Source organism: Thermostichus sp. OS-CIW-30, from assembly GCF_054060215.1.
Map to the genome: position 1 here is coordinate 43123 of NZ_JBSSCZ010000002.1, position 25048 is coordinate 68170.

General features: G+C 58.7%; 26 protein-coding genes, 2 pseudogenes, 1 CRISPR repeat array and 1 riboswitch. Of the genes and pseudogenes, 18 read left to right on the plus strand and 10 right to left on the minus strand.

Going from position 1 to position 25048, the window contains the following annotated elements; all coding sequences use genetic code 11:
• Positions 1-74: 74 nt before the first annotated feature.
• Together ACVWZF_RS01120 and psbU are read right to left on the minus strand one after the other, a co-directional pair.
• Positions 75-968, minus strand: coding sequence for an Rpn family recombination-promoting nuclease/putative transposase (locus tag ACVWZF_RS01120; protein ID WP_457410613.1), 894 nt, complete (start codon positions 966-968; stop codon positions 75-77).
• A 51-nt stretch (positions 969-1019) separates the two neighbouring features.
• A complete protein-coding gene (gene psbU, locus ACVWZF_RS01125; RefSeq protein WP_041436072.1) occupies positions 1020-1388 on the minus strand; it encodes a photosystem II complex extrinsic protein PsbU in 369 nt (122 codons plus the stop codon).
• 193 nt (positions 1389-1581) lie between these two features.
• On the opposite strand from psbU, the gene gcvP reads away from it, so the two are divergent.
• From gcvP to ACVWZF_RS01175, 10 genes and pseudogenes are all read left to right on the plus strand, one after another.
• Positions 1582-4548 (plus strand): aminomethyl-transferring glycine dehydrogenase, encoded by a 2967-nt coding sequence (gene gcvP, locus ACVWZF_RS01130; RefSeq protein ID WP_457410615.1) that lies wholly within the window; start codon positions 1582-1584, stop codon positions 4546-4548.
• Between the two features lie 141 nt (positions 4549-4689).
• Positions 4690-5253, plus strand: a complete 564-nt coding sequence (locus tag ACVWZF_RS01135; protein ID WP_457398072.1) for a hypothetical protein — start codon at positions 4690-4692, stop codon at positions 5251-5253.
• Between the two features lie 2 nt (positions 5254-5255).
• Positions 5256-5693, plus strand: coding sequence for an SRPBCC family protein (locus ACVWZF_RS01140; protein WP_457410616.1), 438 nt, complete (start codon positions 5256-5258; stop codon positions 5691-5693).
• A gap of 37 nt (positions 5694-5730) precedes the next feature.
• On the plus strand, positions 5731-6312 hold the full coding sequence (locus tag ACVWZF_RS01145) for a peroxiredoxin family protein (protein WP_414332206.1): 582 nt from the start codon (positions 5731-5733) through the stop codon (positions 6310-6312).
• 45 nt (positions 6313-6357) lie between these two features.
• A complete protein-coding gene (locus tag ACVWZF_RS01150) occupies positions 6358-8013 on the plus strand; it encodes an ABC1 kinase family protein (RefSeq protein WP_414374385.1) in 1656 nt (551 codons plus the stop codon).
• Between the two features lie 278 nt (positions 8014-8291).
• Positions 8292-9070: direct repeats of the CRISPR family, unit length 36 nt; unit sequence GTTCCCCCTTCGGGGGGATCCCTAGAAATTGGAAAC.
• An 11-nt stretch (positions 9071-9081) separates the two neighbouring features.
• Positions 9082-9591: pseudogene (locus ACVWZF_RS01155) on the plus strand (class I SAM-dependent methyltransferase); the annotation flags it as partial.
• A gap of 97 nt (positions 9592-9688) precedes the next feature.
• A complete protein-coding gene (locus ACVWZF_RS01160; RefSeq protein ID WP_457410618.1) occupies positions 9689-10132 on the plus strand; it encodes a SufE family protein in 444 nt (147 codons plus the stop codon).
• 13 nt (positions 10133-10145) lie between these two features.
• Positions 10146-11291, plus strand: a complete 1146-nt coding sequence (locus ACVWZF_RS01165) for a metal ABC transporter solute-binding protein, Zn/Mn family (RefSeq protein WP_457410620.1) — start codon at positions 10146-10148, stop codon at positions 11289-11291.
• The gene (locus tag ACVWZF_RS01170; RefSeq protein ID WP_011431817.1) at positions 11288-12088 is read left to right on the plus strand and encodes a metal ABC transporter ATP-binding protein; all 801 of its coding nucleotides are present in this window, start codon (positions 11288-11290) and stop codon (positions 12086-12088) included. Before ACVWZF_RS01165 ends, ACVWZF_RS01170 begins: the two co-directional genes overlap by 4 nt.
• Before the next feature lie 10 nt (positions 12089-12098).
• Positions 12099-12935, plus strand: a complete 837-nt coding sequence (locus ACVWZF_RS01175; RefSeq protein WP_011431818.1) for a metal ABC transporter permease — start codon at positions 12099-12101, stop codon at positions 12933-12935.
• Here ACVWZF_RS01175 and ACVWZF_RS01180 read toward each other — a convergent pair.
• Together ACVWZF_RS01180 and ACVWZF_RS01185 are read right to left on the minus strand one after the other, a co-directional pair.
• Positions 12904-13755, minus strand: coding sequence for a hypothetical protein (locus ACVWZF_RS01180; protein WP_011431819.1), 852 nt, complete (start codon positions 13753-13755; stop codon positions 12904-12906). The genes ACVWZF_RS01175 and ACVWZF_RS01180 overlap by 32 nt on opposite strands.
• A gap of 110 nt (positions 13756-13865) precedes the next feature.
• Positions 13866-14102, minus strand: a pseudogene (locus ACVWZF_RS01185) (RNA-guided endonuclease InsQ/TnpB family protein); the annotation flags it as partial.
• 173 nt (positions 14103-14275) lie between these two features.
• Between ACVWZF_RS01185 and ACVWZF_RS01190 the strand changes: the two are divergent.
• The 4 genes from ACVWZF_RS01190 (at position 14276) to gloB (ending at position 16140) form a co-directional block, all read left to right on the plus strand.
• The gene (locus ACVWZF_RS01190; RefSeq protein ID WP_011431820.1) at positions 14276-14455 is read left to right on the plus strand and encodes a 50S ribosomal protein L32; all 180 of its coding nucleotides are present in this window, start codon (positions 14276-14278) and stop codon (positions 14453-14455) included.
• Positions 14456-14566: 111 nt separating this feature from the next.
• Positions 14567-14983, plus strand: a complete 417-nt coding sequence (locus ACVWZF_RS01195; RefSeq protein WP_011431821.1) for a J domain-containing protein — start codon at positions 14567-14569, stop codon at positions 14981-14983.
• Between the two features lie 127 nt (positions 14984-15110).
• The gene (locus ACVWZF_RS01200) at positions 15111-15374 is read left to right on the plus strand and encodes a DUF3143 domain-containing protein (RefSeq protein WP_011431822.1); all 264 of its coding nucleotides are present in this window, start codon (positions 15111-15113) and stop codon (positions 15372-15374) included.
• Between the two features lie 7 nt (positions 15375-15381).
• On the plus strand, positions 15382-16140 hold the full coding sequence (gene gloB, locus ACVWZF_RS01205; protein ID WP_011431823.1) for a hydroxyacylglutathione hydrolase: 759 nt from the start codon (positions 15382-15384) through the stop codon (positions 16138-16140).
• Between the two features lie 122 nt (positions 16141-16262).
• Here gloB and ACVWZF_RS01210 read toward each other — a convergent pair whose 3' ends face one another.
• The 6 genes from ACVWZF_RS01210 to hisIE all read right to left on the minus strand — a co-directional run bounded on the left by ACVWZF_RS01210 (position 16263) and on the right by hisIE (position 21813).
• Positions 16263-17456, minus strand: a complete 1194-nt coding sequence (locus ACVWZF_RS01210) for an MFS transporter (protein WP_011431824.1) — start codon at positions 17454-17456, stop codon at positions 16263-16265.
• Between the two features lie 42 nt (positions 17457-17498).
• Positions 17499-17843, minus strand: a complete 345-nt coding sequence (locus ACVWZF_RS01215; RefSeq protein WP_011431825.1) for a DUF190 domain-containing protein — start codon at positions 17841-17843, stop codon at positions 17499-17501.
• Between the two features lie 309 nt (positions 17844-18152).
• A complete protein-coding gene (gene crcB / locus ACVWZF_RS01220) occupies positions 18153-18584 on the minus strand; it encodes a fluoride efflux transporter CrcB (protein WP_414351171.1) in 432 nt (143 codons plus the stop codon).
• 52 nt (positions 18585-18636) lie between these two features.
• Entirely contained in the window at positions 18637-20286 is a 1650-nt protein-coding gene (locus tag ACVWZF_RS01225; RefSeq protein ID WP_457410663.1) for a cation:proton antiporter domain-containing protein, read from the minus strand.
• A gap of 103 nt (positions 20287-20389) precedes the next feature.
• Positions 20390-20494: riboswitch (Fluoride riboswitch) on the minus strand.
• A gap of 46 nt (positions 20495-20540) precedes the next feature.
• Entirely contained in the window at positions 20541-21182 is a 642-nt protein-coding gene (locus ACVWZF_RS01230) for a DUF1997 domain-containing protein (protein ID WP_457410623.1), read from the minus strand.
• Positions 21183-21189: 7 nt separating this feature from the next.
• Positions 21190-21813: a bifunctional phosphoribosyl-AMP cyclohydrolase/phosphoribosyl-ATP diphosphatase HisIE gene (gene hisIE / locus ACVWZF_RS01235; RefSeq protein ID WP_457410625.1), complete on the minus strand. Its 624-nt coding sequence runs from the start codon at positions 21811-21813 to the stop codon at positions 21190-21192.
• A 278-nt stretch (positions 21814-22091) separates the two neighbouring features.
• Here hisIE and ACVWZF_RS01240 point away from each other — a divergent pair, with 278 nt between their 5' ends.
• From ACVWZF_RS01240 to phnG, 4 genes are read left to right on the plus strand one after another with little or no spacing between them, the layout of a single operon-like run.
• Positions 22092-22883, plus strand: a complete 792-nt coding sequence (locus ACVWZF_RS01240; protein ID WP_011431831.1) for a phosphonate ABC transporter ATP-binding protein — start codon at positions 22092-22094, stop codon at positions 22881-22883.
• Between the two features lie 46 nt (positions 22884-22929).
• Complete coding sequence (phnD, locus tag ACVWZF_RS01245) at positions 22930-23826, plus strand: phosphonate ABC transporter substrate-binding protein (protein ID WP_457384687.1); 897 nt, start codon at positions 22930-22932, stop codon at positions 23824-23826.
• A complete protein-coding gene (gene phnE / locus ACVWZF_RS01250; RefSeq protein ID WP_457410626.1) occupies positions 23795-24613 on the plus strand; it encodes a phosphonate ABC transporter, permease protein PhnE in 819 nt (272 codons plus the stop codon). Before phnD ends, phnE begins: the two co-directional genes overlap by 32 nt.
• 9 nt (positions 24614-24622) lie before the next feature.
• Positions 24623-25042, plus strand: a complete 420-nt coding sequence (phnG, locus tag ACVWZF_RS01255) for a phosphonate C-P lyase system protein PhnG (RefSeq protein ID WP_011431834.1) — start codon at positions 24623-24625, stop codon at positions 25040-25042.
• Positions 25043-25048: the final 6 nt, after the last annotated feature.

Genomic DNA, 25048 nt, shown 5'->3' on the forward strand with positions numbered 1-25048 from the left:
GTCCATCTGAGTAACAGGGATCCTAACTCACCCACAGAGTCCTGTGAGGTTGGAAAAGGCCGCGACGGCAAACCCTAGTTGGATGATGACTCCCTGAGCCATTGGATCAAATCGGCCAGGGTTTGGAAGTCCAACAGCGCTTCCGCCAAAGCCTCCAGTTGCTCGGTAGGTAAGAGGCGGATGGTTTCAGACAGGTCTTCCGGCAAAGATCCCAGCTTGCGCCGCAGTTGACTCAGAGTCAGTCGAGCTGCTTCTTGCTGCAGACCTTGCTGCAGACCTTGTTGCAGACCTTGCTCTAGGCCTTGTTTCAGGCCCTCCTCTCGCCCTTCTTTGAGGGCTTCTGCTCGCCACATCTGATAGATGGTCGATTCCCGCACAGCCAGACCTCCCAGTACCCTGCTAATTTCCTCTGGCGTCCATGTTAATCCTGCCAAAACAGCAGTGGCCGCTTTCACCTCTTGCCGTAGTTTTGGATCCTCTATCTCTGCTATTGCTCTGGCCACTTGGCGGAGTCGCGGCTCCGGGTTTTCCGGATCTGCCAACACGGCTAAAGGCAGGAGTCCTGGATATTGAGATAGCACCTCCGGATCTTGTTCCCACAGGCGCAAGACCTCAAAGCGATGAGAAAGGGATCCCCGTTGAAAAGAGGTTTGGTACGCCCGTTCTGACTGGGTTTTTCTCAGGTAGATGACAATCTGCCGCACCTCCTGGTCGGGATAGCGACGGAACAGGCGCAGGCAGTAGTCGGCCATGCGGAAGGGGATATCGGGATCCGGATCGGTTTGAAACTCCAGATGCAAAATCAGGTTTTGGGCCCGCAGCAGGATAAGAGAGTCCGCTCGGATGGGCTCGGTGGACAGCTCCGTCGGCTGTAGCTGAGCCAAGGAAACAGGGGATCCCAGCAGCCACCGGGCAAAGGACTCGGGGAACCATTCCACCAAGTACTTGCAGACGTTATCGTAGGCCACAGGATCCCTTTCCTACAAAAGCCGATTCTCCCGATGGCCCCTCTGCCGAGATCAGCCGTAGTACCCTTGGTTGATGCGGTTTTCCAGTTGGTTAGCCCCTTCCTGATACTCGCCAAACACGAAGTTCTCGGCGTTGGCTTTGATCAAGGCCTTTTGCTGCTCTGTCAGGCCTGAGATCTGCAACATGTCTTCCAGGCTCTTGTAGGGGGCATTTTTCACCAGGATGCGAGCTAGGGTGGGATAGAAGCCGGGCAGTTGGCGGTAGTTGCGCAAGATGGTGTTGTTCACGTCAATCGGAGTGTCCAAGTGCTTTACCGGGGGAAGCTCTGCGGCCCTGGCCACAACAGGGATCCCCAAAGGAGCGAAGCACAGACAGAGCACTAACACCACACGAACCAAGATGGACAGCAGCCAGCGCATAGCATCACTTCTCCAAGCAGAATCCAAAAGGCTCATCTGTATAGGTTGCTAACATTCTCCGACCATCTAGTGTCTCATCCCCTCCACCCCGAATCGAGGGCCAAGACAGGATTTGGATCCCGACAGAAACAATTTTTAACAACTATGATCAGGAGACAGTCTTTCTTGCTCTCCCTTTCTCGGCTATCGCACCATGTCCGACTTGGCCCTTCTCCACTCGACTCGACTTGACCCCCCCAGCCGGGATCCATCTCCAGGGATCCCACAACCCACGCCTTCTCCGGAGCTGGAGTTGCTGGGGCAGACCGAACTCTTTCTCAGACGGCACATTGGGCCGGATGCCCGGCAAATTGGGCAGATGTTGCAAGTGTTGGAGCTGAGTTCGCTGCAGGAGCTGGTGGAGAAGGCGGTGCCGCCGGCCATTCGCAGCAGCCGGCCTTTGCAATTGGGATCCCCTTGCCCTGAGCTGCAGGTGTTGGCGGAACTGCAGGCAATGGCTGCCCAGAACCAGGTGTGGCGATCCTTTTTGGGCATGGGCTATTCCAACACCCTGACGCCGCCGGTGATTCAGCGCAGCATCCTGGAAAACCCTGCCTGGTACACCCCCTACACCCCCTACCAAGCTGAGATTGCCCAGGGACGGTTGGAAGCCCTGCTCAACTTCCAGACGATGGTGATCGACCTGACGGGGATGGAGATCGCCAATGCTTCCCTGCTGGACGAGGCCACCGCAGCCGCTGAAGCCATGGCTCTTGCCTACACCTTGGCGGGCAAGGGATCCCCGGTTTTCTGGGTGGATCGGGGCTGCCATCCCCAGACGATTGCCGTGGTACAGACGCGGGCGGAACCATTGGGAATCCAGGTGCGCATAGCCGATCCAACAGAACTCTCCCTGGAAAAGGGCTTTGGGTTACTCCTGCAATATCCCAACACCTTTGGGGAAATCCGGGACTACCGGCAGTTGGTGGAGCAGGCTCACCAGAAGGGGATGGTGGTGGCGGTGGCTGCCGACCTGCTCAGCTTAACCCTATTGCAACCCCCAGGAGAGTGGGGAGCGGACATCGTGGTGGGATCCACCCAGCGCTTCGGCGTGCCTTTGGGCTATGGCGGCCCCCATGCGGCTTACTTCGCCACCCGCGAGGCCCACAAGCGGCTGCTGCCAGGACGGCTGGTGGGGATTTCTCAGGATGCTCAAGGCAAGCCAGCCCTGCGCTTGGCGTTGCAGACCCGCGAGCAGCACATCCGGCGGGACAAGGCCACCAGCAACATCTGCACTGCCCAGGTGCTTTTGGCGGTGATGGCTTCTATGTATGCCGTCTACCACGGCCCCCGCGGCTTGCGACACATAGCCGAGCGCATCCACCGCCAGGCCCATCACTTGGCCACTGGGATCTGCCAGTTGGGTTATGAGGTGGGGCCCGAGCATTTCTTCGATACCTTCTGGGTCAAGGTAGCTTCTCCAGAGCAGGTGCAGGCGATCCAGGCCGGCGCTGCCCAGCGACAGATCAACCTCCGCCAGATCGATGACCGGACGCTGGGGATCAGCTTGGATGAGGCCACCACCACTCAGGATCTGCGGGATCTGTGGGAGATCTTTGCCGGAACCCTTCCCGGCAGCGGAACGGAGTCCTTACCGCCAGCTTGGGATCCCGACAGCCCAGAGCTGGACTTGGGCCAGAGCCTGCCGCCCCAGCTCCTGCGCACCACCCCCTACCTCACTCACCCGGTATTTAACCGTTACCACTCGGAAACCGAGCTGCTGCGCTATATCCACCGCCTGCAAAGCCGGGATCTGGCTCTCACCCATTCCATGATCCCCTTGGGCTCTTGCACCATGAAGCTGAACGCCACGGTGGAGATGATGCCGGTCACCTGGCCGGAGTTTGCCCAGCTCCATCCTTTTGTGCCCCTGGAGCAGGCCCGCGGCTACCAAGCCCTCTTTGCCCAGTTGGAAAAGATGCTGGCGGAGATCACCGGCTTTGCCGGAGTTTCTCTGCAGCCCAACGCCGGATCTCAGGGGGAATATGCCGGCCTGTTGGCCATCCGCCGCTACCACCAAGCCAGAGGGGAAGGCCGACGGCAGGTGTGCTTGATCCCCACCTCGGCCCACGGAACCAACCCGGCCAGCGCCGTGATGGCGGGGATGCAGGTGGTGAGCGTAGCTTGTGATGAAGCCGGCAATATCGACATTGAGGATCTGCGGGCCAAGGTGGAGCAGCACGGGGAGCGGCTGGCCGCCTTGATGATCACCTACCCTTCTACCCACGGCGTGTTTGAGGAAGGGATCCGCGAGATTTGCCAGATCGTCCACGAGGCGGGGGGACAGGTGTACATGGATGGGGCCAACCTCAACGCTCAGGTGGGCCTCTGCCGTCCTGCCGAGCTGGGGGCCGATGTCTGCCACCTCAACCTGCACAAGACCTTCTGCATTCCCCATGGGGGAGGTGGGCCGGGGGTAGGGCCCATTGCCGTGGCCCGCCACCTTGTGCCCTATTTGCCTGGCCATCCTGTTTTGCCCGGCTGTAACGGCCCCGTCAGCGCTGCCCCGTGGGGCAGTGCCAGCATTTTGCCCATCTCCTGGGCCTACATTCGCCTTATGGGATCCGCCGGCCTCACCCTGGCCAGCCAAGTGGCCATCCTCAACGCCAACTACATCGCCAAGCGGTTGGATCCCTACTACCCGGTGCTCTACAAGGGGCCGGGGGGGTGGGTGGCCCACGAGTGTATTTTGGATTTGCGCCCCCTGAAAAAAAGCGCTGGCATCGAGGTGGAAGATGTGGCCAAGCGCCTGATGGACTATGGCTTCCACGCCCCCACCATCTCCTGGCCGGTGGCGGGGACAATGATGGTGGAGCCCACCGAGAGCGAATCTCTGGAGGAGCTAGATCGCTTCTGCGAGGCGATGATTGCCATCCGCCAGGAGATTGCCGCCATTGAGCGAGGCGAGATGGATCCGGTGCGCAATCCCCTCAAGCTGGCCCCCCACACCGCCGAGGTGGTGGCTGCCGACCACTGGGATCGCCCCTATCCTCGCTCGGTGGCTGCCTACCCGCTCCCCTGGGTCAGATCCCACAAGTTCTGGCCCAGCGTCAGCCGCATCGACAACGCCTACGGGGATCGCCACCTGGTGTGCAGTTGTCAGCCCTGGCTCGACGAATGATGGCTGCTCTGGAACTTGGCCCAGAAAGGGAGATTGGTTGTATCCAAAGGCGGGATCCGCTATAACCAGTCAGGGATCCCTGGCCAACGGATGAGAAAAAATCCCCGTCTTGAGCGGTTCACGTCAGTGGGGCCAAGTTCTTTGCCTATTCTTACTCGGCTAACCCTGGGGCTGTTGGCGGGATCCCTCGTGGCCTGCCGCAAGATGCCTGATCCGGTTGCTCAAGAAGTGGATCAGGATCCCGTGCGGCGTCACATCGGCAAAGATGGCACGCACTTTGAGGCTTCCCTAGGAGATGCCCGCGCCCTTCCCCCTCAGTTTCCCCCTCACTTGCAGTTGCCCAACGCTTCCATCATCTCTTCGGGACAGATTCGGGATCGAGAGGGGGGCCTTGCTTCCCTGATCTTGCAGACCTCTCAGCCTCTGGAGGCGATTGCCGCCTACTATCGCCGCACCCTGTGGGGCCGGGGCTGGGACATCCTCTCGGACATCGAGCAGGCCAATGGGATCCGCACCTTGGTGTTCGAGTCTCCCCCCCACCCCAAAAAGCCTCTCCAACAGGCGGTGGTGCAAGTGGGATCCCCCCGTCGCGGGCCGGATCAGGTGGAATATCGCGATATCTTGATTTTGCTGAGCACCGTATCCCCCTCTGCCACGGCAGAAGACCTCTCTGCGGCCAAGCTCGCTCCCCCAACTTTTCCCTGAGGATGCCCATCTATACCCAGTCGATTCAGATTGCGGCCAGCGTGGCCCAGGTGGATCGCTGCCTCACCGACCTGGAGTTGATGAAGCGCTGGCTCAACCCGCTGTTGGGCTGTGAGGCGGTGGGATCCCCTCTGGCGGAATTGGGCAGCCGCTACCGCTTTTTCCTTCGCTTGCCGTTTGTATCCCCCAGCTTGGATTGCGTGATTACAGAGCGGGCAGAAGGCTTGGTGCAGTGGCAGTTTAAGGGATTTTTTGAAGGAACCGACCGCTGGGAATGCCATCCCCAGCCGGGGGGTACCCTTCTAGTCAATTGCTTCAACTTCCGCATTCCCAATCCCTGGGTGGCGGCAGGGTTTTACCTGTTGGCAGCAGGGCCGACCCAGCAGGATATGCGGGCCCAGCTCCGACGGCTGAAGGCGGTGGCCGAGGCTTTGGGTTAGGCTGGTGGCAAGTAGTAAAGAAACGTAAAAAACTGCAATGACCAGCAACAGCGGACTGTTTAACCGTCGCTTTGCCGACAACTTCATCCCCCAACCAGCCAACACTTCTCTGGAAATCGGCCAGATTGCCCCCGATTTTGAGCTGCCGCGCGTGCAAGGGGATCCCGTGCGGCTATCGGACTACCGCGGCCAAAAGCCGGTGGTTCTGGCTTTTACTCGTATCTTCACCGAAAAGCTGTTTTGCCCTTTTTGCTACCCCCACATCCAAGAGCTGAAAGCCCGCTACAGGGAGATCCAAGCTCTGGGGGCGGAGCTGCTGATGGTCACCAGCACTGATCCGGTTCAAAGCCAGCAGATTCAAGCAGACCTGCAGCTGCCTTACCCGCTGCTGGTGGATCCCGAGTGCAAAACCTTCCGCCTCTATGGGGTTGGCCAAGCTCTGGGAGCACCCCTGCCGGCCCAGTTCGTTGTGGATCGGGAGGGCAAACTGCGCTTCAAGCATGTTTTCTCCTTTGCCCAGCCCAATGCCGACACCGACGAGGTGCTGCGGGTGTTGCGGGAGGGGCTGCAAACCGGCTGGGATGGAACCCGTAGGGTGGCCCCTATCCCCTTTTTCTAGGGATCGGGCTTCTCTGCCATTGGACTTCCAGGGAGAGAGACTGCGATGTTTGCCCGTCTGGCCCAGAGTGGGGCGCGTCAGGCCGAGATCCTGGAGGTGGTTTTGCGCCACGGTTGGGACTACATGCGCCGCTTGCTCTCTTTTGGCAAGGCTGGGGAACCCCAACTGCCCCCCCCAATGGTGCTGCGCAACATTTTGGTGGATCTGGGGCCGGTCTATGTCAAGCTAGGCCAGCTGCTGAGCACCCGTCCGGACCTGTTGCCGCGAGAGTACATCGAGGCCCTCAGCACTCTGCAGGCCGACGTACCTCCTGTTCCCTGGAATGCGGTGGAGATCCTGCTGCGGCAGCAGTTGCGGCAGCCGTTGGAGCAGGTGTTCAGCAGCCTGGACACAGAGTCGGTTGCGGCGGGATCCATTGCCCAGGTCCATCGGGCTTGTCTGGTCAGCGGCGAGTGGGTGGCCCTCAAGATCCAGCGGCCCGGGCTGGAGGCGGTGGTGGAGCGGGATACGCGGCTAATCCGGGGCATTGCCGAGCTGGTGGCGCAAACGGAGTTCGGCAGGTTGGCAGATGTGGTGGCCTTGGCGGATGAGTTCTGCCGGGCCATTCAAGCAGAGCTGGACTTTACCCAAGAGGCCCGCCACACCGAGCAGCTCCGCCAACAGTTGCAAAGGGGGCGTTGGTTTGATCCGGCCCAACTGGTGGTGCCGCGCATCCATTGGCCTCTCACTACGCCAAAGGTGTTGACGCTGGAGTGGATCGAGGGCCGGCCCCTGTTGGAGGCGGATCGCAGCGACGCGGACCCGGAAAACATCGCCCGCCTCTTGACCCGCGCTTTTTTCCAGCAGATCTGCATTGATGGCTATTTCCACGCCGATCCCCACCCCGGCAACCTCTTTTACTTGGGATCCGGTCGCGTAGCCCTGCTGGATTGCGGCATGATTGGGCGGCTGGATCCGCGTACGCAGCAGATTCTGCTGGAGCTGATGCTGGCCATTGTCAGCCTCGATGCCCAGCGCTGTGCCGAATTGACCCTGGAGTTGGCCCTGCCGGAAAGATCCGCGGCCCGCTCGCGGGATCAGACTGTCAGCTTGGCCCAGCTCCAAAGCGACTACGAGCGCCTTCTGCGGCAGTACTACACCCTGAGCATTGCGGAACTCAACTTCAGCCAGCTCTTTTCCGAGATCCTGCAGGCGGCCCGGCGCAACCAGATCCGCATTCCCGGCAATTTGGGCCTCTGTGCCAAGGCGCTGGCCAATTTGGAAGGGATCGCCCGCCAGCTCACCCCCGACTACAACCTGCCGGAGCAGCTTCGCCCCCTGATGGCGGATGTGTTTCGGGCGCAATTGCTGGGGGAGGCCCCTCTGCCTTCGCTGCTGCGCACGGCTTTGGATTTGAAAAATCTCTCTCTGCAATCGCCGCGCCAGATGGAGCTGCTGCTCAGCCGCATCACCTCGGAAACCCAGCGCTGGAACTTGACCATCCAAGAGCTGGACGGGATCCGCAGCAGCCTGGATCAGTCGGCCAACCGCCTTTCCTACAGCATTGTGGTCGGCTCTCTAATCGTCGGGGCCGCCATCATCTCGGCTCAGACGCAGCGGTTTCAGGTCTTTGGGCTGAGTGAACTCCTGTTCGGGGCGGCCAGCCTGTTGGGGCTGTGGCTCGTCATCAGCATCCTGCGCTCCGGTCGCCTGCGCGGCTAGATTGGCTGAGGTTGGCTTATCAGTGGACTCAGGGCCCTACTGCCCTTGTCTGGATCTCGATGTTTCCAAAAGAACACCAAAACGGTATCAACGCCTCCGCGAGCGATCCGCCAAAAGCCGCAAAGGCCGATTCTTTCGTTCGATCCCTCGACGCCTTGCGCCACAAGGCTTTCCGGCCCCAAAACCCCCTCGCCAAAACTCTTTTTGCCGACTTTTTTCCGGATCCCTCGCAAATGGGCCTTGCATTCCTTGCCCTGCTTGGGTTTAATAGGGGTGGAGTTCCCCCTTCGGGGGGATCCCTAGAAATTGGAAACAAGACTTCCTCTATTGGAAGTTGATTTTTATCTAATTCTGTTCCCCCTTCGGGGGGATCCCTAGAAATTGGAAACAGTATTGTTTACCTCCTACCTCCCGAACCACCAACTTGGGGTTCCCCCTTCGGGGGGATCCCTAGAAATTGGAAACGTGCGCGGCGTTGTGCACGGTGTGTCAGTTGAGTCATCACGTTCCCCCTTCGGGGGGATCCCTAGAAATTGGAAACAGCCCACTTTTGCCACTCAGTAAAGATTCTGTCTTTACTGTTCCCCCTTCGGGGGGATCCCTAGAAATTGGAAACGTTAGTTAGTCACTGGAATATAGAAGTTGATAATAAAACCGTTCCCCCTTCGGGGGGATCCCTAGAAATTGGAAACCGCATCATCGACACCGATGGTTGTGGCCGAACCGGCCTGTTCCCCCTTCGGGGGGATCCCTAGAAATTGGAAACCCTTTGGCGGTCACAAGACCGACCGTGGAACCAACAGCGTTCCCCCTTCGGGGGGATCCCTAGAAATTGGAAACTCTCCTGGCGTTGCTTTTCAATTACGTTGACAGCTTGTTCCCCCTTCGGGGGGATCCCTAGAAATTGGAAACTTTAGTTGGATAACGTTGCAGCCGGCCTCCGCGTCCCGTTCCCCCTTCGGGGGGATCCCTAGAAATTGGAAACCTAACAAAACGCGGCCTACGCTTACAGCCTTGGAAAGTTCCCCCTTCGGGGGGATCCCTAGAAATTGGAAACAGTCAAGGTGAATAGTAATTCGGTTAGAAGACTATCGCCAGACCCAGGGAAAGTTTGATCGCATCCTTTCTGTCGGCATGTTTGAACATGTTGGCTACCGAAACTACCGAACGTTTATGCAGGTAGCCCGCCGCTTGTTGAACGACAATGGCTTGTTTCTTCTGCACACCATCGGCAGCAACGTGGCCTACCAGGGGCGGGATCCCTGGATTGAGCGCTACATTTTCCCCAACTCGATGCTGCCCTCGCCTCATCTGATTACTGCAGCCTTTGAGGGCTTATTTGTGCTGGAAGACTGGCACAATTTTGGGATCAATTACGTGGCCACCTTAAAAGCCTGGCACGCCAATTTCGAGCAGGCATGGCCAAAATTAGCCGACCGCTACGATGAGCGCTTTCGCCGCATGTGGCGGCTCTATCTCCTGATGAGTGCCGGTAGCTTCAAGGCCCGGGCCAGCCAACTTTGGCAACTGGTCCTCTCACCACGGGGAGTAAGTGGCGGCTATCGCTCGCTTCGGTAACGACAGTCCCAAAAGTTTGCAGGTGCCCCTGCGCCCTCGCTGAGTGGGGGTGTTATGATGAGTTTGATTATCATTCTCACTCTAGACAAGCTGAGGGATGCCCGCAGCTCTGCAGCAAATTGTCAATCGCTTCCAGAAGGCCAAGACCTCGCGGCAGAAGTATGAGCTTCTCCTAGCCTATGCCAAGCACCTGCCACCCTTTCCCGAAGCGGAGAGGAAGGAGGAGAACCTAGTCAGAGGTTGCGCTTCGCGGGTGTGGCTGGCCACCGAGTTTAGGGAGGGCAAGGTCTACATCCAAGGGGATGCCGATGCTCAGTTGGTCAAGGGTTTGGTGGCCATTGTGGTGGAGGGGCTAAGTGGCCTAGCGCCGGAAGAGATTTTGGGGGTTTCCCCAGAGTTTGTGCGGGAGATGGGCCTCAATTTCAGCCTTAGCCCTTCCAGGAGCAATGGCCTGGTGAGCATGTTTTCTTTGCTTCAGCAGAGGGCTTTGGCTTTTCAAAGGTTGGGTTCTGCAAGTTCTGCTGTCTCTGTTGTTTGGTGAGGTATTTCTGCACATGACCGATAGGTTTAGCTCTCTTTCCTCTGTTCGATCCATGCGATCGCTGGTATCTCTGGTGGCCGCTCTTTCGGTCGGGATCCTGGGAAGCCTGCAGATGCGCCAAGAAGAGTCCCGGGCCCAGCAGGGATCCAGCCCCCCAAAGGTGGTGACCACGATTTTGCCGATAACGCAATTTACCCGTGCTGTGGCCGGGGATCGGGCAGAAGTCACGCCACTCCTTCCCCCTCAGATGGGGCCCCACGACTTTCAGGCTCGACCTGAGGAGGTTCGTTTGCTGGCTCAGGCGGATGTGCTGGTGATCAACGGGTTGGGTATGGAAACGTTTTTGGAAGGGTTGATTGCCAGCGCTGGGAACCCCCAATTGCAAATCGTTGACAGCAGCGAAGGGATCCCAACTTTGCGGGCTGAGGAGCCAGAGCATGGGCACTCCCACGGTCACGGCCATGGCCACTCTCATGGACACAGTCACGGACACTCTCATGGACACAGTCACGGCCATTCTCACGGGCATGGCCATGGCCACTCTCATGGGCACAGTCACGGCGAGTTTAACCCCCACATTTGGCTGGATCCCAGGCGGGCCATTCAGCAGGTGGAAAATATTCGTGATGGCCTCATCTCTGTAGATCCGGCGGGGGCAGAGATCTACCAGGCCAATGCGGCTGCTTTTATCGAGAAGCTCAAGGCTTTGGATGAGGAGATCGAGCAGCGCTTGGCTCCCTTTGCCGGCAGAAAGTTTGTAGTTTTCCACAACTTTGCCCCCTACTTTGCCGAGCGCTACAACCTCAAGGCTGAGTTTTTGGTGGAGATCCCAGAGGCCAATCCTTCTCCAGAAGATGTGCGACGGGTGATGGAGACGGTGCGGGAGTCGGGCCTGAAGACCATCTTGGTGGAACCGCAGCTGGGGAGTAACAACCCCTTTGAGGTTTTGGCCAGAGACCTAGGGATCCAAGTTCGCGTTTTCGATCCCATCGAAACCGCTGGCCCTGAGGGGATCGAGCCGGAATATTACCTGACCATCCTGCGGCAAAACTTGGAGAACCTGGTCTCCGCCTTTGAGAAGGAGACGGCCTTCCTGCCCCTGCAATTGCCGCTGCTGGGCCAAGCTGCTCTCGAACACCTGCTGGCGAGGGGGCGATGATCTCCTGCTCCGGCGAGGTTGTCCTGCGCGTGGAGGGGCTGACGGTCTATCGGGGATCCCAGTTGGCGGTGCAAAATGTGTCGTTTGAGCTGAGGGCGGGATCCCATACGGCGGTTGTTGGCCCCAATGGAGCCGGCAAAAGTACCTTGGTACAGGCGATTTTGGGGATCCTGCCGCGGCAGTGCGGCTCGGTTTGGATTCTGGGAGAGCCGGTGCGCCTGTCCGGCTATTTGCCCCCCTCGGTGCGGCAGCAGGTGGCTTACGTGCCCCAACGTTTTCAGTTCAATCCTGGGATCCCCATGGTGGTGGAGGAGTTTGTGGCTTTGGGTTGGGGGGCGTTGCAACCCCGCTGGCCCTGGCAGCAGCGCTCTGCTCGGCAGCAGGCGGTGCAAGAGGCGCTGGAACGAGCCGGCGCATCCCACCTGTCCTCCAAGGCTCTGGGCCAGCTCAGCGGCGGGGAGCTGAAACGGGTGCTGTTGGCCTATTGCTTGGCTTGGCCGCGGCGGCTGCTTATCCTCGACGAGGCACCGGCAGGCTTAGATACGCTCAGCGAGGGGGAGTTTTACCGGCTCCTGGAAGAGCTGCGCCAATCTCTGGGCTGGACCATTTTGCAGATCTCCCATGATCTGGAAATGGTGTCTTGCTATTGCGACCGCGTGCTGTGCCTCAACCAATCCCTCATCTGCCAGGGATCCCCCCAGGTGGCTTTGGCACCAGAAGTGCTGAGCCGGGTTTATGGGCCTGTTCGCGACAGCGGTGCGGAGCACCATTTTGTCCGCTACATCCACCGTCACTGAGGGGAAGGCGATGTTGGAGGGCTGGGTGCGGGTAGTGGAGCTGTTGCAGTTGCCCTTTATGCAGCGGGCCATGCTGGGTGGGATCCTCACCGGCATGACAGGTGGGCTGCTGGGCAGTTTTGTTATTCTGCGGCAACTGTCGTTTTTTAGCGATGCCCTGGGGCATTCGGCTCTGCTGGGGATTGTTTTGGGAGTGCTGCTGGGGCTGAATCCCACCGTGGTGTTGATGGTGTTTGGGGTGGGATTTGCTTTGGGCGTCACCTTTGTCTTGGAGCGCACTCAACTGTCGGCGGATGCGGTGCTGAACATCATCTACTCTTCCTCTTTGGCGCTGGCCGTTATCGCCCTCAGCTTGCTGCCCGGCTATCGGGGCAACCTCAACCAGTTGTTGTTTGGGGAGATTTTGGGGATCAGCCCGGCAGCCCTGTGGACGAGCGGGATCCTCTTGCTGATCAGCTCGGCCTATGTGGGATTGACTTTGCCCTCCCAAATGTTGCTGACCCTGGATGAGCCGCTGGCGCGGGCGCGGGGGGTTCAGGTGGGCTGGCAGAAGCTGGCTTTTGTGGTGTTGCTGGCTGTGGTGGTGGCCCTGGCGATTCGCTCGGTGGGGGTGTTGCTGGTGAGCGCTTTTGTGGTCATCCCGGCCTCGACAGCACGGATGTTGGGATCCCGCTTTACAACCTATGTGCTGCTGGCCATAGGTATTGGGGGACTGAGCGCGGTGCTGGGGATGATCGCCTCGGCAACCTTCAACCTGCCCTCCGGCCCCAGCATTGTTGCCACCCAGTTGCTCTTTTTTCTCCTAGCTATGGCGCTCAAGGGGGTGTCGCAACTCCTGCAGCTCTAGCTAGCGGCAATCCAAGAGCTCTCTCGGGCAGCGGCTTTTCCTGCAGAAGCTGGCCAAACAGGCGGCGATAGCTCTCTGGAAAGACCTGCCCGCTGAGGGTGGGCTGCTCGTAGACGCGCTTGAGGGTGTTGAGATCCCGCTTGGTAATGTTGGGCACCCGCAACACCCGCCGATTGCCGGTAGCCGCCGCATGGTGTCCGCCATACATCAGATCCCGCAGGTTCGGGCTATGGCCCCACAGCCCCAGCCCATGCCCGATCTCGTGTCGGGCCACCGCCGTTATTTCGGCCAACCCCTGTCCTTCTGCAATGACGATGCGCACCCGCTGCTGCAAAGAGCCATCGGAGGCGAAGAAAAACTCCGGGCGGGCCGCCCCAGCCACCCCGCCGCCAATAGGAGGAACGCGGTAAATGCTCATCCCGTAGAAAGCCTCCTCCTCTTTGGCCACCACCTTGAGCGGGATGTAGGCCGACCACTCCTTCACCGCTTGCTCCACGGAGGCCTTCCACTGGGGGTGATCCCCTTGGATGTAGATAGGGACGGGATAGAAGGCCCACTGGGCATAGGCTCCACCTGGCAAAAGCGGCTCGATTTCCTCAAAGTAGTCTCCCACCGCCTTGTCGTAGGCGTAGCGATCCAGGCCGGGGGGAAGTTTGAGCCGCATCGGCTGCGGCAGTTCTCCGGCTTGAGTTTGAGCCTGGGCTTGCAGGGCTTCAATGCCAAAAAAGTGGGGAACCGGCAGGGATCCCCTGCCCCCCACTGCCAGGACGAGGAGCATCGTCCAGCCGAGGATGCAAAGCTGTAGAATGCGCCGCCGCATCAAAGCCGCCCTTTCGCCCTTGTCTTTCTACAAGGTTAGTGGCTCAGAAAGCAAGTGTCGTTCGTTTGACATCCTCCCCGGCCTGAAGGCTGGAGATTCCTACCACGCTGCGCATGGATGGCTCCTTGCGCAGTCGTCTCGGCGGGTTCCTGCTTCCGACCGCCCGTGCAGTTCGATCCACAGGCCATCCGGGCTGACACGGGTGGTTCACCCACCCGCATCCCGACCGCAGCGTCGGCCGTGTCCTGCCCTTCGTCTCGCAACAGCTGTATCCCGCGAGCAAGGATGTTGATGGCACCGACCAGAAAGGCCTCCGGCCCGCTGCCGCGATCGGCGTTATTCTCATAACTGCGTTTTTAAAGGGCGTCGGCTACGGTCGGCGCTATCCTTCCCTGCCCTGAAGGACGGGGCTTGCCGCGCCTTTTGGTCAACCACTGATAGGCTACTTGCCTGAATAAAGCTGGGATCGGCAGCGCAGCCTCAATGCTAGCCTAGTAAGGCTGTGTTTTTGTGCGAAGCCATGCCTGTTCCTAAGAAGAAAACTTCTAAAGCCCGCAGTCGCAGGCGCTACGCCGTCTGGCTGGGCAAAGCTAAGCTCCAGGCCCAGCGAGCCATGACCATTGGGCGCGCCATTCTCAGCGGTCGCAACACCGGTTTCTACTATCCCAAAGCTAAGTCTGAAGAGGATGAGGAAGAATAGAGGCTTGCTGCAGGGATCCCGGTGTCTGCGCGAGTGATTACACTGGACTAGAGCTGTGCTCCCCTGAAAGCGGTTTTGCTGCCCCTGTAGTCTTGCTCCTCCATAGGTTGCATGCGCTCCTTGACTTCCCTCACCTACTACCAACGGCTGGGTCTGTCTCCAGGGGCATCTCCTGAGGCCATCCGGCGGGCTTATCGGCAGTTGAGCAAACGCTACCATCCCGATACTTCTCCCCTGGCCCCGGAAGTGGCCATTCGCTGCTTTCAAGAGTTGCAGGAGGCCTACCTTGTCCTCAGCAACCCGACGAAACGGGCCATCTACGATGCCAGCTTACGGGCGGTGACTGCCAACACGGGATCTCTGAGCATGACGGGATCCCTTGGTGCCGATTCTCTAGAGCTGCGTATGGAAACCCGCCCACTTTCGGCTGGCGAGCTGTGTGCCCTGCTGCTGATGGGATCCACCCTGGTTGTGTGTTTGGTGTTGGCAGGTGTCCTCGCTTGGCTGCGAGAGAGTGGGGCAAGCTGATTCTGCGAGCATTTCCTGCCCTCTTCGGTAGGACATTGGGATCGAGTTTTCGGATTCTGGATCAGGAGTGCTTGAATGAACATAGCCCGTTGACTCTAGGGTTTGATTGCTTTTCTTGAATCTCGCCATGCCTTTGCCTCCTGCAACCACGCCCCTGTACAATCACCCGCTCCACACCATCGAACGCTGGCTGGAGGATCAGGGCTGCACCCGCGATCCGCAGGATGTGGAGCAGTGGTTTTGCGAACGGCCTGGCTGGAAAGCCATTTTGCGCCTGGAAGAAACCAGCATTTGGGTGCGATACACCTACCCAGACGGCAACACGAAAACTTTATCTTTTCCCTATTCCCTCAGCCGGCAAGACGTAGAACAGGCCATTTTTGAGAGTTAGCCGAGCCATGCGCGTTCTCCAGTTGCCTGCCCTGCGCGATAACTACATCTACCTGCTCCACAATCCCGACACTGCAACAGCAGCCGTGGTGGATCCGGCAGTGGCTGAGCCCGTGTTGGAAAAGCTGGCCGAGCTGGGGGCGGAGTTGGTGGCCATTTTCAACACCCACCACCACCACGACCACGTGGGGGGCAACCGACAGCTTTTGGAGCGCTATCCCCGTGCCAGAGTCTATGGCAGCCAGGTGGATCGGGGGCGGATCCCTGGCCAGACGGTGGAGCTCAAGGCAGGGGAAACAGTGGAGTTTGCGGGTCGGCTAGCAAAGGTGCTGTTTGTGCCCGGCCATACCCGCGGCCATATTGCCTACTACTTTTCCGAGAGTGGGGATCTCTTCTGTGGCGATACCCTGTTTGCCGGGGGATGCGGGCGGCTGTTTGAAGGCACGCCGGAGCAGATGGTGGGATCCCTGGATCAACTGCGGCAGTTGCCGGAAGCCACACGGGTGTGGTGTGCCCACGAATACACCTTGAACAATCTCAGGTTTGCCCTGACAGTGGATGGAGACAACCCCGACCTGCAGGCGCGTTATCAGCAGGTGGCTGCCCTGCGCCAGACGGGATCCCCGACTGTCCCCAGCACCATTGGCGAGGAACGCCGCACCAATCCCTTCTTGCGTTGGGATCAGCCGGCTTTGCAGGCAGCCACCGGGCTCCAGGATCCGGTGCGGGTCTTCGCTCGCCTGCGCGGTATGAAGGATCAGTTCTGAAAATCGGGTTCTGACAAAAGCTCCTGGAGGTGGCCCAAAACCTGAGGGGATGGTGCTCCTCACCACTAGCACAAACGAAACCCCCGAAGAGCTGCACCGTAATCTGGTGCAGGGGCTTTTCATCAGCCCACCTCGGCCTGCCTCCTGGACACTAGAGCCAGCAGGATAGCCGCCCCCAGCCCTTGAGTGACTACCGAAAAGAGCACTAAGCCAGTCAGGGAGAAATCGTAAAGCACCCCCATCAGGGCGCTGCCCACAAACCAAGCCAATCCATAGACACTGGTAAACAGGCCAAAGGCAAAGCCCCTCGTCTCGGGAGCTACCATACCGGCCACCGCCGCCTTCATGATGGATTCTTGGGCCCCCAAGCCAATGCCCCAGAGCACCATGCCCAGCACCGTCAGAGCATAGGTACCGGAAAAGGCCAGCGGCGCAAATCCAGCCGATACCGCCACCGCTCCCAGCAAGCTCCACAGCCCCACGCGGTCAAACAGCCAGCCACATCCCAGGGCGGCCAGGGCATCCACCCCCATGGCCAGGGCATAGAGCAAAGGGATCCCTGCCCCATCGCTCCCTGACTGTTGTTGCAGATGCAGGGCAATGAGGGGAAAATCCGCAAACCCCATAGCCACACAGGCTGCTGCCAAAAGATACAGCCAGAAAACTCTGGGCAAGCCTTTTGCCGAGGTCATCTCCGGCTCCGGCTCGAAGTCTCGTGGGCTGGGATAGAGCCATTGCGCCAGCCCCAAAACCCCCAGTCCTATTGCCGCCGGGATCCCCAAGGCCAAAAACGCGCCCCGGAAGCCATATCCCGCTCCTAGCATGGCTGCCACCAGCAGCGGCCCTGCCACTGCCCCAATTTGATCTAGGGTCTCATGCAGGCCAAACCCCAAGCCCCGTCCCACCTGCAGGGCTGCATGAGAAAGCAACACGTCCCGCGGCGGGGTGCGGATCCCTTTGCCGGTCCGCTCGGCCAAGAGCAGCACGGCGGCCCAAGGCCAACTGCCCACCCAGGCCAAAGCCGGGATCACCGCCGTGTTGATGACATAGCCCAAGGTGGTGAGCTGCCAGTGCCCCCGACTGCGGTGCAAGGGATCCCTGCCCAGCTGGTCGCTCCAATAGCCCACCCCCAACCGCAAGCCATAGGCCAATAGCTCCCCCCCGCCGGCCACCAGGCCCACCACCGTGCCGCTGGCCCCTAGGGATCCCAAAAAAGCTCCAGAAATGCTGCGTGCCCCTTCGTAGGTGGCATCGGCGCAGAGGCTGACGATCCCCAGCAAAACAATAAAGCGCAGGGCAGAAGGGGAATCGGGCATAACCAGCTCCTTGGCAATGGGGAATCTATTTTCAGATCTGGACTATTGTTGTTGATGAGGAACATGATGGAATACTTGTACCCTATGGCAAGTAACTAGACCGTCATGCATCAGAGTTTTTACTTCCGGTAGAAAGGCTTTGATTTTTTCCGGCGTGTCGATGAAAGTTACCAAAATGGGCAGATCTGTGGAAAGCTCTAGAAGGTTACTGCTGCGAATATGACTGTTTCGACCAAAGCCAGCAATAGCTCGCACCACAGTACCACCAGCTAGCCCACGCTGACGACCTAGCTCCAGCAGAGCCAGGTAGAGAGGCTTCCCTTGCCAACGGTCTGACTCGCCGATGTAAATATCCAATTTATAAACTTCTGGTTCATCATCTAGCATACTTGTATCCCTTTTGTTTTTGGGCTGTTGCGATTGTCATGGTTACAGATTTTTCCGCTTCACATAAGGTCTACAGTGAAGTGGGATCCTTGTCAGGCAAGAGATTGGCTGGCATTGGCTGTAGTGAGTAACGCTGGAAAAACTGTATATTGCTTTGGTGAAGAGTGCTCCTTAAGATAAGAAATTCCAGGGGGTTGACTAGTGGGGATCCCGGTGCTTTTAAGAAAAAAGTTATTGCCCAAAATGACCAGTTGCTGCACCTGGCTTTTGGATGGATAGATTGCTGATTGATAGGGGTTACGTTAAACGTTATCGCCACAATCGTGCCAACAGGATCCCAAGCTCCATAGCCAAGGCTCCAAATAGGCAAGAACCGAGCCAATAGACAAGCCCAGTAGCAAAGCGATGTTGCTGCCAGAGGCTAAAGGTATCCAGTTCATAGGTAGAAAAGGTGGTGTAGGAACCCAGGAATCCCACCCCGAACAGCAGGCGAATTTCCGGTGAGATCTCAGGGCGTTCCATAGCCACGGTCATGAACCAACCCATGACCACACAACCCGATAAGTTGATGAACAGGGTTCCGTAGGGAAAGCTAGGGCCAAATCGCTCCGCAAACCAGAGGGATAGATAGTAGCGACTCAGGGATCCGCCAATAGCCCCCAACGCAACCGCAAACGGAACTCTCAAACTGGGAGAGACCAAGCCATGGTTTAGGTAAGCCCACACCGATTGCAAGCGCATCTATTCTCCTTGAACTGTGTTCCCAGAACTTCCTACGGAAAAGGTGGGATCCTTAGCTTTTTCTGCCCTCAGAGATAGGGATCCTGCTTCTCTTGAAGTCCTCTTCCTCTACCAAAATTACCGGAATCGGGCTGGTTTCCAACACCGCTTGGGAAGTGGATCCCACCAAAACCTGCTCCCAGCCGCGGTGGCCCCGCTTGCCCATGACGATGTCGGTTACCTGCCGCTCCTGAGCTAGGGTTACGATGGTCTCTGCCAAGGGCCCCGAGGCCAAGCAAAACTGGTGGCGAATATCCGCCAAAAGACGCTGGGTGAGTTGCCGCAACAGTTCTACCCCTTTCCCCTGCGGCTTATCGGTAACATGCAACACAATCACTTCCCCATCCACCCGCCGCGCCAAATCGGCCACCTTGCGCAGCACGGCTTCGGCCAAAGGGGAGGTGTCCACCGCTGCCAAAAAGCTCACCTTGCCCTGGCTGCCTACCTTGGTGGGATCCACCTCTCCTTTTTCCAAAAGCCGGGGAGCACACACCTGGGTCAGCCAAGCACCCAGGGGGGCCGTGACCAAAATCGACAGAGCCGCCAAAGCCAAAATGATCTCCCCACCGGGGATCCCTTGGGCCAAAGGGATCCCACCAATAGCCGCCTGCACCGTCGCCTTGGCCATGTTGCCCGGTAGCAAAAACAGCCGCTCCCGCCCGTTCCAATTGCTTCCCAGAGTGGAAAGCCACCAACCCAGGCCCCGCCCCAGCAGCAGACTCAGGGTTAAGAGCAGCAAGCCCGGCCAGAACACGGATCCCAGCACCCCCAGATCCAGCGACGCTCCCAGTAGCACAAACAACACGATCTCCGCCACCGTCCAGAGGGCATCGAACCCACCCCGCAGCCGCCGCGCCAAAGGGGCATCCAGCTCAATCAGAAAAAACCCCATGGCCATCACCGCCAGATAGCCGGAAAAATAGGGCCACACCTGCGGCGCCAGCACCAAGCCCAAGGCCATGCAGGCAGCCAGCAGCACTTCCTGCACGCTGTTGCGAGTCCAGTTTTGTTGGGTTAGCAGCGACACCAGAACCCGCGCCCCCAGGTAGCCTATGGCTATGCCCAGCAGGATCTCCATCCCCACTTGGAACGGCAGCCACTGCAGCGGCGATAGCTCCAGCCCCAGCAGGCGAACGCTCTCTGCAGAGCCCTGGCCCAAAAAGCTGAGCAACAGGCTAAACCCTAAGAGCAGCAGCACATCGGAAAGGGCGCTGCCGGTCAAAATAGCATCCGGGATCCCCTTGGCCACCCCCCAGCCCAGGCTTTTGAGGCGCAACATCTCCGGCACGATCACGGCTGGCGACTCCGCCCCAATCACGCAGCCCAACAGCAAACCGGTAGGCCAGTCCAACCCCAGGATCCAGGTGCTCAACAGGGCCACCGCCACCGCCTCGCAGGCTGCCGGCAAAAACCCCAGCCGCAACGCCACGGATCCCTGCTGGGCCAGCTTCTCCCGATCCATCCCCAGGCCCGCCTTCATCAAAATGATCATCACCGCCACCACCCGCAGATCCCCCGCCGCTGCCAGCACCTCCGGGGATAGGACATCTCCCAGCAAGATCCCCACGAGGATCATCCCCAGCAGGGGGGGCATCCCCAACCGACCCACGATCTGGCCGACAAAAAAGCCCATGACCAGGATCCACAGCCAACTGCCCAGCATCAACAGATCCTCTCTCCTTGCCGTGTTGAAGGGCAACTCAGGGGGGAGAGCCTCTGGGGAGTGCGGACGCAAAGCCAAAAACTCCTACCCCCTGGATACCCCCAGAAGTGTAGGAGTCATCAGCCTCAGCCTTGGATGTCAGAACAATCCCAGAAGAATTCTGAATCGGTGCGAGGCGGTTGCGGTGAACTCCATCACCGGTTGCCGGAGCAAGGCTCAAAAGCCGACCGGCAACTGATCCCGCTTGCAGGGTATCATGCTTTCTCTTCCACAACAACTAGGCGATAGGGGCAATCTGGACGGCCAATGGAGCGGTAGAAATCCCGGCAGACATTGTCGGTAAAGCGATCGCTGAGGCCGCGGGTTACCTGCTGCACCACTTGACGGGCCACCCGATAAACCAACTTGCGGGGCAGAACCTGCAAAAACCTGGGCAAAGCCAGCCAGATCTCCAGATGAAGAGCCCAGTGAACACGGGTGGTGGGCAGGTCTTTCAGGGATCCCTGTAGCTCCTCCAGCCGGAAATCGGCTTGGCAGTTAACCCGGTAAGGCATTCCCTCATCGCCGGGCAACTCAATCGAGGTCAGACAAAACCGGTAATCTTTATCCGGCCAGATCTTGACCCCAAAACTGGGCTCCAGCTCAAACCCCAGCCCGCCCATGCGGAAAAACTGCAACCTGTAAGTCTCGGCAGACAAAGCTTCCACCTGCAATGGCCTGAAGCACCGCTGGATCCACTGGGCATGGCCTCTCAGGTAACGGGCCAAGGTCTCCCGATCGGTTTCCAGATCCACTTGGCCACAGCGCGCGGCTCGTAAATCCAGGTGGGCTTTGTCCAGGGAGGGATCCCAAGAGGACGGAGAGGGATCTGCGGGAGCACCGCCTTCGGGGGACATGGCCCTTTCACTTGGCGGAACGGCGGGCTTGGAGCTGGCGATAGACATCCCTAACATCTACCTGATAGTGAGCAAGGGCCACGAGGCAGTGGTACCAGAGGTCGGCCATCTCACGGGCCAAAGCCACGCGGTCTTGATCCTTAGCCGCCATCACCACCTCAGCCGTCTCCTCGCCAAGTTTCTTCAAAATGGCATTTTCCCCCTTGGCTAGCAAGCTGCTGGTGTAGGAATCGGGACGGGGATCCGCCTGGCGGGCCTTGACCACGGCAAACACCTGCGACAGGGTATCGGCTGCCGGGATGGGATCCCTTTGCAAAGGGCGAAAGAAACAGCTCCGCGCTCCTGTGTGGCACGCTGCATCCCCCACCTGCTCCACCAGGATGACCAGGGCGTCGCCGTCGCAGTCGTAGCGGATTTGTTTGACCCACTGCACATGGCCAGAAGTTTCCCCCTTGGGCCACAACGCCTGCCGCGAGCGGCTCCAAAACCAGGTGCGGCCTGTTTCCAGGGTTTTTTGCAGCGATTCCCGGTTCATCCAGGCCATCATCAGCACTGTTCCGTCCAGGTAGTCCTGCACGATGGCCGGGATCAGGCCCTGCTCATTGTAGGTGAGGCTGCCTAACCAAGCCATCTCCTCCGGTGAAAGGGCTCTGGGGGACTGCCAAGAGAGGCCCGAGATCACAGCAGCAGCCATAAGGGTTTGGCAGAAAATCAATCGAGATTATTAGCAGGATAGCAGAGCAAGCTCTCCCAGGGGTACCTCCAAGAGCGCCCTCCAGGCCAAAGCCAGTTTCGAGAAGCCATTGAGAAGTCCTGCTGCCCAGGCCAGCAAAGCTTAACTTGGTTTTAACTTCAGTATCAGGCCAATCTGCTAAGTTTGTTACCGGTTTTCCCGCCGTGAGGTAGCTTATGCGCATCCAAGTCGAGAACCTTTGGGTTGCCTTCAAAAACAAGGTTGCCCTAAGGGAGGTTTACCTTGACCTATTTGGCGATGGAGCGCAGGTTGTGGCCTTGATCGGACCTTCGGGAGCAGGAAAGTCGACCTTTCTTAGGCTTTTGAAAGGGATGGTCAAGCTCAGCGGCGGAAAAGTTTGGGTTGATTCTCTTCCTCTCCATGAAGGCCAAAGGGATGCCCTGCAACAGCTGCGCAGGCGCACGGCCATGGTCTACCAGACCTTTCAACTCATCGGGCGCCTGACGGTTCTGGAAAACGTTCTTGTTGGGCGTCTGCCTCACATGAGTCCCATTCGGGGTCTTTTCAAGCACTTTTCTGTTCAGGATTTGGCCAAGGCGGAAAAGCTGCTGGAAGAGGTAGGGTTGCTAGAGCATGCCTGGCAAAGGGCCGACGCTCTCTCAGGGGGGCAGCAGCAGCGAGTGGGTATTGCTCGCGCCTTGATCCAGGAGCCAGCCCTGATTCTGGCCGACGAGCCCATTTCGGCTTTGGATCCTAAAAATGCAAAGGTAATTATGGAGCTGCTGCTGGGAGCGGTGCGCCGCCAGGGGATTCCGTTGCTGGTTACCCTGCACCACCTAGAAATGGTGCGCCATTACGCCGATCGAGTCGTTGCTTTCAAGGAGGGCCAGGTTTTCTTCAATGGGCCGCTTTCCGATTTTACCTCTGAAAAGGAAAAGGAGCTCTACTTTGGGGAGAAGGAAACCCACGAGGCAAGCGAATGGTTTTCCTCAACCTTGATGGTCTAACAAGATCCACCTTCAACCGCAAGTTAACTGCAAAGGAGAAAACCTTATGCGGAGAAGAAAAATTCTGTTCCTTGCTGCCTTCCTCATGGGAATTTCCAGCTGGGTTCCAGGGCTGGCTCAGAAGCAAAACTGGCCCAAGGAGCTGGTGATTGCTGAAGTACCGGTGGAGAGTGCTGCCGATTACGAAGCTCGCTATGCTCCCTTTTTGGATTATCTCAAACAAAAACTGGGGATCCCCGTCCGCCTGTTTGTGGCCGGTGACTACACGGCGGTGATGGTCTCCCAGGCACAAGGCCAAACTCACGTAGCTTTCTACGGCCCTGGCTCCTACGTAGATGCCATTGAAAAGGCCAACGCTCCCATTGAAGCGTTCGTGAAAGAGGACTCGCTGCGCTCGGGTACCGTTTATCACTCCTTGATACTTTCCAAGAAAGGCAGTGGCATCAAAACTCTAGAAGACGCCAAGGGCAAAGATTTTGCTTTCGTCGACCCAGAGAGCACCTCTGGCTTCAAGGTGCCCATGGCCCACTTCTGTCTTGAGGCCAAAATCAAGCCCAAGGAGTATTTCAAGCGGGTGGTTTTTGCTGGCAACCACGAGTCGGTCATCTTGGGGATAGCTCAGGGAACCATTCCCGTTGGTGTAACCTGGGATACCGGGATCAGCCTTGCCACCAACAAGGGGCAGATCAAAGGCATAGAGGACTTTGAGGTCATCTGGAGATCGGATCCCATTCCTTCCTCTCCCTGGGCCTACCGTAAAGATCTGCCAGAGGATCTCAAGGAGGCCTTGCGCACGGTCTATCTGGAGTACGAAAACACGCCGGAGGGTCAGAAATGGCTGGAGGCTCGTGGGCTGAAGGGCTTTGAGCCGGCTAGCGACGCAGATTACGATCCCTTCCGCAAGGTCAACGATGCTCTTAAGAAACCTGAGTGCCAACTCTAGGAGACTTCCCCCCCTGCCAGCAGAGCTTAAGCGCAGGGAGCTGAGCACGGTTGTGCTGTATGGGGGGGTTTTTCTCGCTCTCTTGCTGACGGCGGAGCCTGCCGAGATCTCGCCAGGAAAGTTGTTAGCTGGCTTGGGGAGGAGTGCGGCCTTCTTGGCTCGCTTCTTTCCTCCCAGCTTTTACTTCTTGCCCAACTTCCTTTACTCCCTGTTGCAAACCCTGATGATGGCCCTCTGGGGCACCTTCCTGGCCACTTTTCTCACGGTTCCCTTGGCCTTCCTGGGATCCAGAAATGTCATGCGTTCCCCTGCGGTTTACCTGCTTGTGCGCGGGCTCATGGATGTCCTCAGGGGGCTCAATGAACTGGTCTTGGCATTGGTTTTTGTGGCCGCAATTGGCCTAGGACCCTTGCCAGGGATCCTAGCTTTGACCCTGCACACGGCGGGTGTGGCAGGCAAGCTCCTCTCAGAGGCCATCGAGACAGTAGATATGAAGCAGGTGGAGGCGGTAGAGGCTACAGGTTCCCACCCTCTCCTGGTTATCGCCTATGGCTTCTGGCCACAAGTGGCTCCTGCCTTTTACTCCAGTACTCTCTACCTTTTTGAGGTTAACGTGCGCTCGGCAACGGTCTTGGGCTTGGTGGGGGCAGGGGGCATTGGGTTTGATTTGATGCAGACCATACGAGCCTTTCGCTTTCAAGATGCGGCCACGGTTGTTCTGCTGATTCTGCTGGCTGTATTTACAATTGACAAAGTTTCGGCGCGGATCCGCCAGACCCTGATTTAGGAGGCTGGGATGCAGCCCCTAGAGATGCTAGAGCTGTTGCAGGAGGCCCCCGAGAAGGAGGTGCTGGCTTTGGCGCGGGAGGTCAGGCCTGCTCTGGGATCCAGCCAAAAGCTCAGGGAAGGGGCAGGGCTGCTGGCGCTCCCCTTTGAGGACTCCCGCACGGGGACGCCCTTCTACGTGGGAGAAGTGCTGGTCTACGAGGTCTGGCTGCGCTTTCCAAAAAAGGGAGTAGAAGGATACGGGATGGTGCTGGGGGAAAAGCCGCGTCTGGCGCGCGCCCTGGCCTACCTAGACGCCGCTCTGCAGGCGGGAATTGCTGTGGAGAAGATCCAGGCTTTGGCGCTAGCGGCCCAGAAGGATCTTCAAGAAGAAGACGAGCGCCTCTGGCGCAAGGTAGCTGCAACTCGCCTGGAGGTGGAGACTCTGTGAGCCTGG

Coding starts and splice junctions, on each gene's coding strand:
- psbU (WP_041436072.1), bottom strand. CDS start 1,388: ATGCGCTGGCTGCTGTCCATCTTGGTTCGTGTGGTGTTAGTGCTCTGT.
- gcvP (WP_457410615.1), top strand. CDS start 1,582: ATGTCCGACTTGGCCCTTCTCCACTCGACTCGACTTGACCCCCCCAGC.
- ACVWZF_RS01140 (WP_457410616.1), top strand. CDS start 5,256: ATGCCCATCTATACCCAGTCGATTCAGATTGCGGCCAGCGTGGCCCAG.
- ACVWZF_RS01145 (WP_414332206.1), top strand. CDS start 5,731: ATGACCAGCAACAGCGGACTGTTTAACCGTCGCTTTGCCGACAACTTC.
- ACVWZF_RS01150 (WP_414374385.1), top strand. CDS start 6,358: ATGTTTGCCCGTCTGGCCCAGAGTGGGGCGCGTCAGGCCGAGATCCTG.
- ACVWZF_RS01160 (WP_457410618.1), top strand. CDS start 9,689: ATGCCCGCAGCTCTGCAGCAAATTGTCAATCGCTTCCAGAAGGCCAAG.
- ACVWZF_RS01165 (WP_457410620.1), top strand. CDS start 10,146: ATGACCGATAGGTTTAGCTCTCTTTCCTCTGTTCGATCCATGCGATCG.
- ACVWZF_RS01170 (WP_011431817.1), top strand. CDS start 11,288: ATGATCTCCTGCTCCGGCGAGGTTGTCCTGCGCGTGGAGGGGCTGACG.
- ACVWZF_RS01175 (WP_011431818.1), top strand. CDS start 12,099: ATGTTGGAGGGCTGGGTGCGGGTAGTGGAGCTGTTGCAGTTGCCCTTT.
- ACVWZF_RS01180 (WP_011431819.1), bottom strand. CDS start 13,755: ATGCGGCGGCGCATTCTACAGCTTTGCATCCTCGGCTGGACGATGCTC.
- ACVWZF_RS01190 (WP_011431820.1), top strand. CDS start 14,276: ATGCCTGTTCCTAAGAAGAAAACTTCTAAAGCCCGCAGTCGCAGGCGC.
- ACVWZF_RS01195 (WP_011431821.1), top strand. CDS start 14,567: ATGCGCTCCTTGACTTCCCTCACCTACTACCAACGGCTGGGTCTGTCT.
- ACVWZF_RS01200 (WP_011431822.1), top strand. CDS start 15,111: ATGCCTTTGCCTCCTGCAACCACGCCCCTGTACAATCACCCGCTCCAC.
- gloB (WP_011431823.1), top strand. CDS start 15,382: ATGCGCGTTCTCCAGTTGCCTGCCCTGCGCGATAACTACATCTACCTG.
- ACVWZF_RS01210 (WP_011431824.1), bottom strand. CDS start 17,456: ATGCCCGATTCCCCTTCTGCCCTGCGCTTTATTGTTTTGCTGGGGATC.
- ACVWZF_RS01215 (WP_011431825.1), bottom strand. CDS start 17,843: ATGCTAGATGATGAACCAGAAGTTTATAAATTGGATATTTACATCGGC.
- crcB (WP_414351171.1), bottom strand. CDS start 18,584: ATGCGCTTGCAATCGGTGTGGGCTTACCTAAACCATGGCTTGGTCTCT.
- ACVWZF_RS01225 (WP_457410663.1), bottom strand. CDS start 20,286: ATGCTGGGCAGTTGGCTGTGGATCCTGGTCATGGGCTTTTTTGTCGGC.
- ACVWZF_RS01230 (WP_457410623.1), bottom strand. CDS start 21,182: ATGTCCCCCGAAGGCGGTGCTCCCGCAGATCCCTCTCCGTCCTCTTGG.
- hisIE (WP_457410625.1), bottom strand. CDS start 21,813: ATGGCTTGGTTAGGCAGCCTCACCTACAATGAGCAGGGCCTGATCCCG.
- ACVWZF_RS01240 (WP_011431831.1), top strand. CDS start 22,092: ATGCGCATCCAAGTCGAGAACCTTTGGGTTGCCTTCAAAAACAAGGTT.
- phnD (WP_457384687.1), top strand. CDS start 22,930: ATGCGGAGAAGAAAAATTCTGTTCCTTGCTGCCTTCCTCATGGGAATT.
- phnE (WP_457410626.1), top strand. CDS start 23,795: ATGCTCTTAAGAAACCTGAGTGCCAACTCTAGGAGACTTCCCCCCCTG.
- phnG (WP_011431834.1), top strand. CDS start 24,623: ATGCAGCCCCTAGAGATGCTAGAGCTGTTGCAGGAGGCCCCCGAGAAG.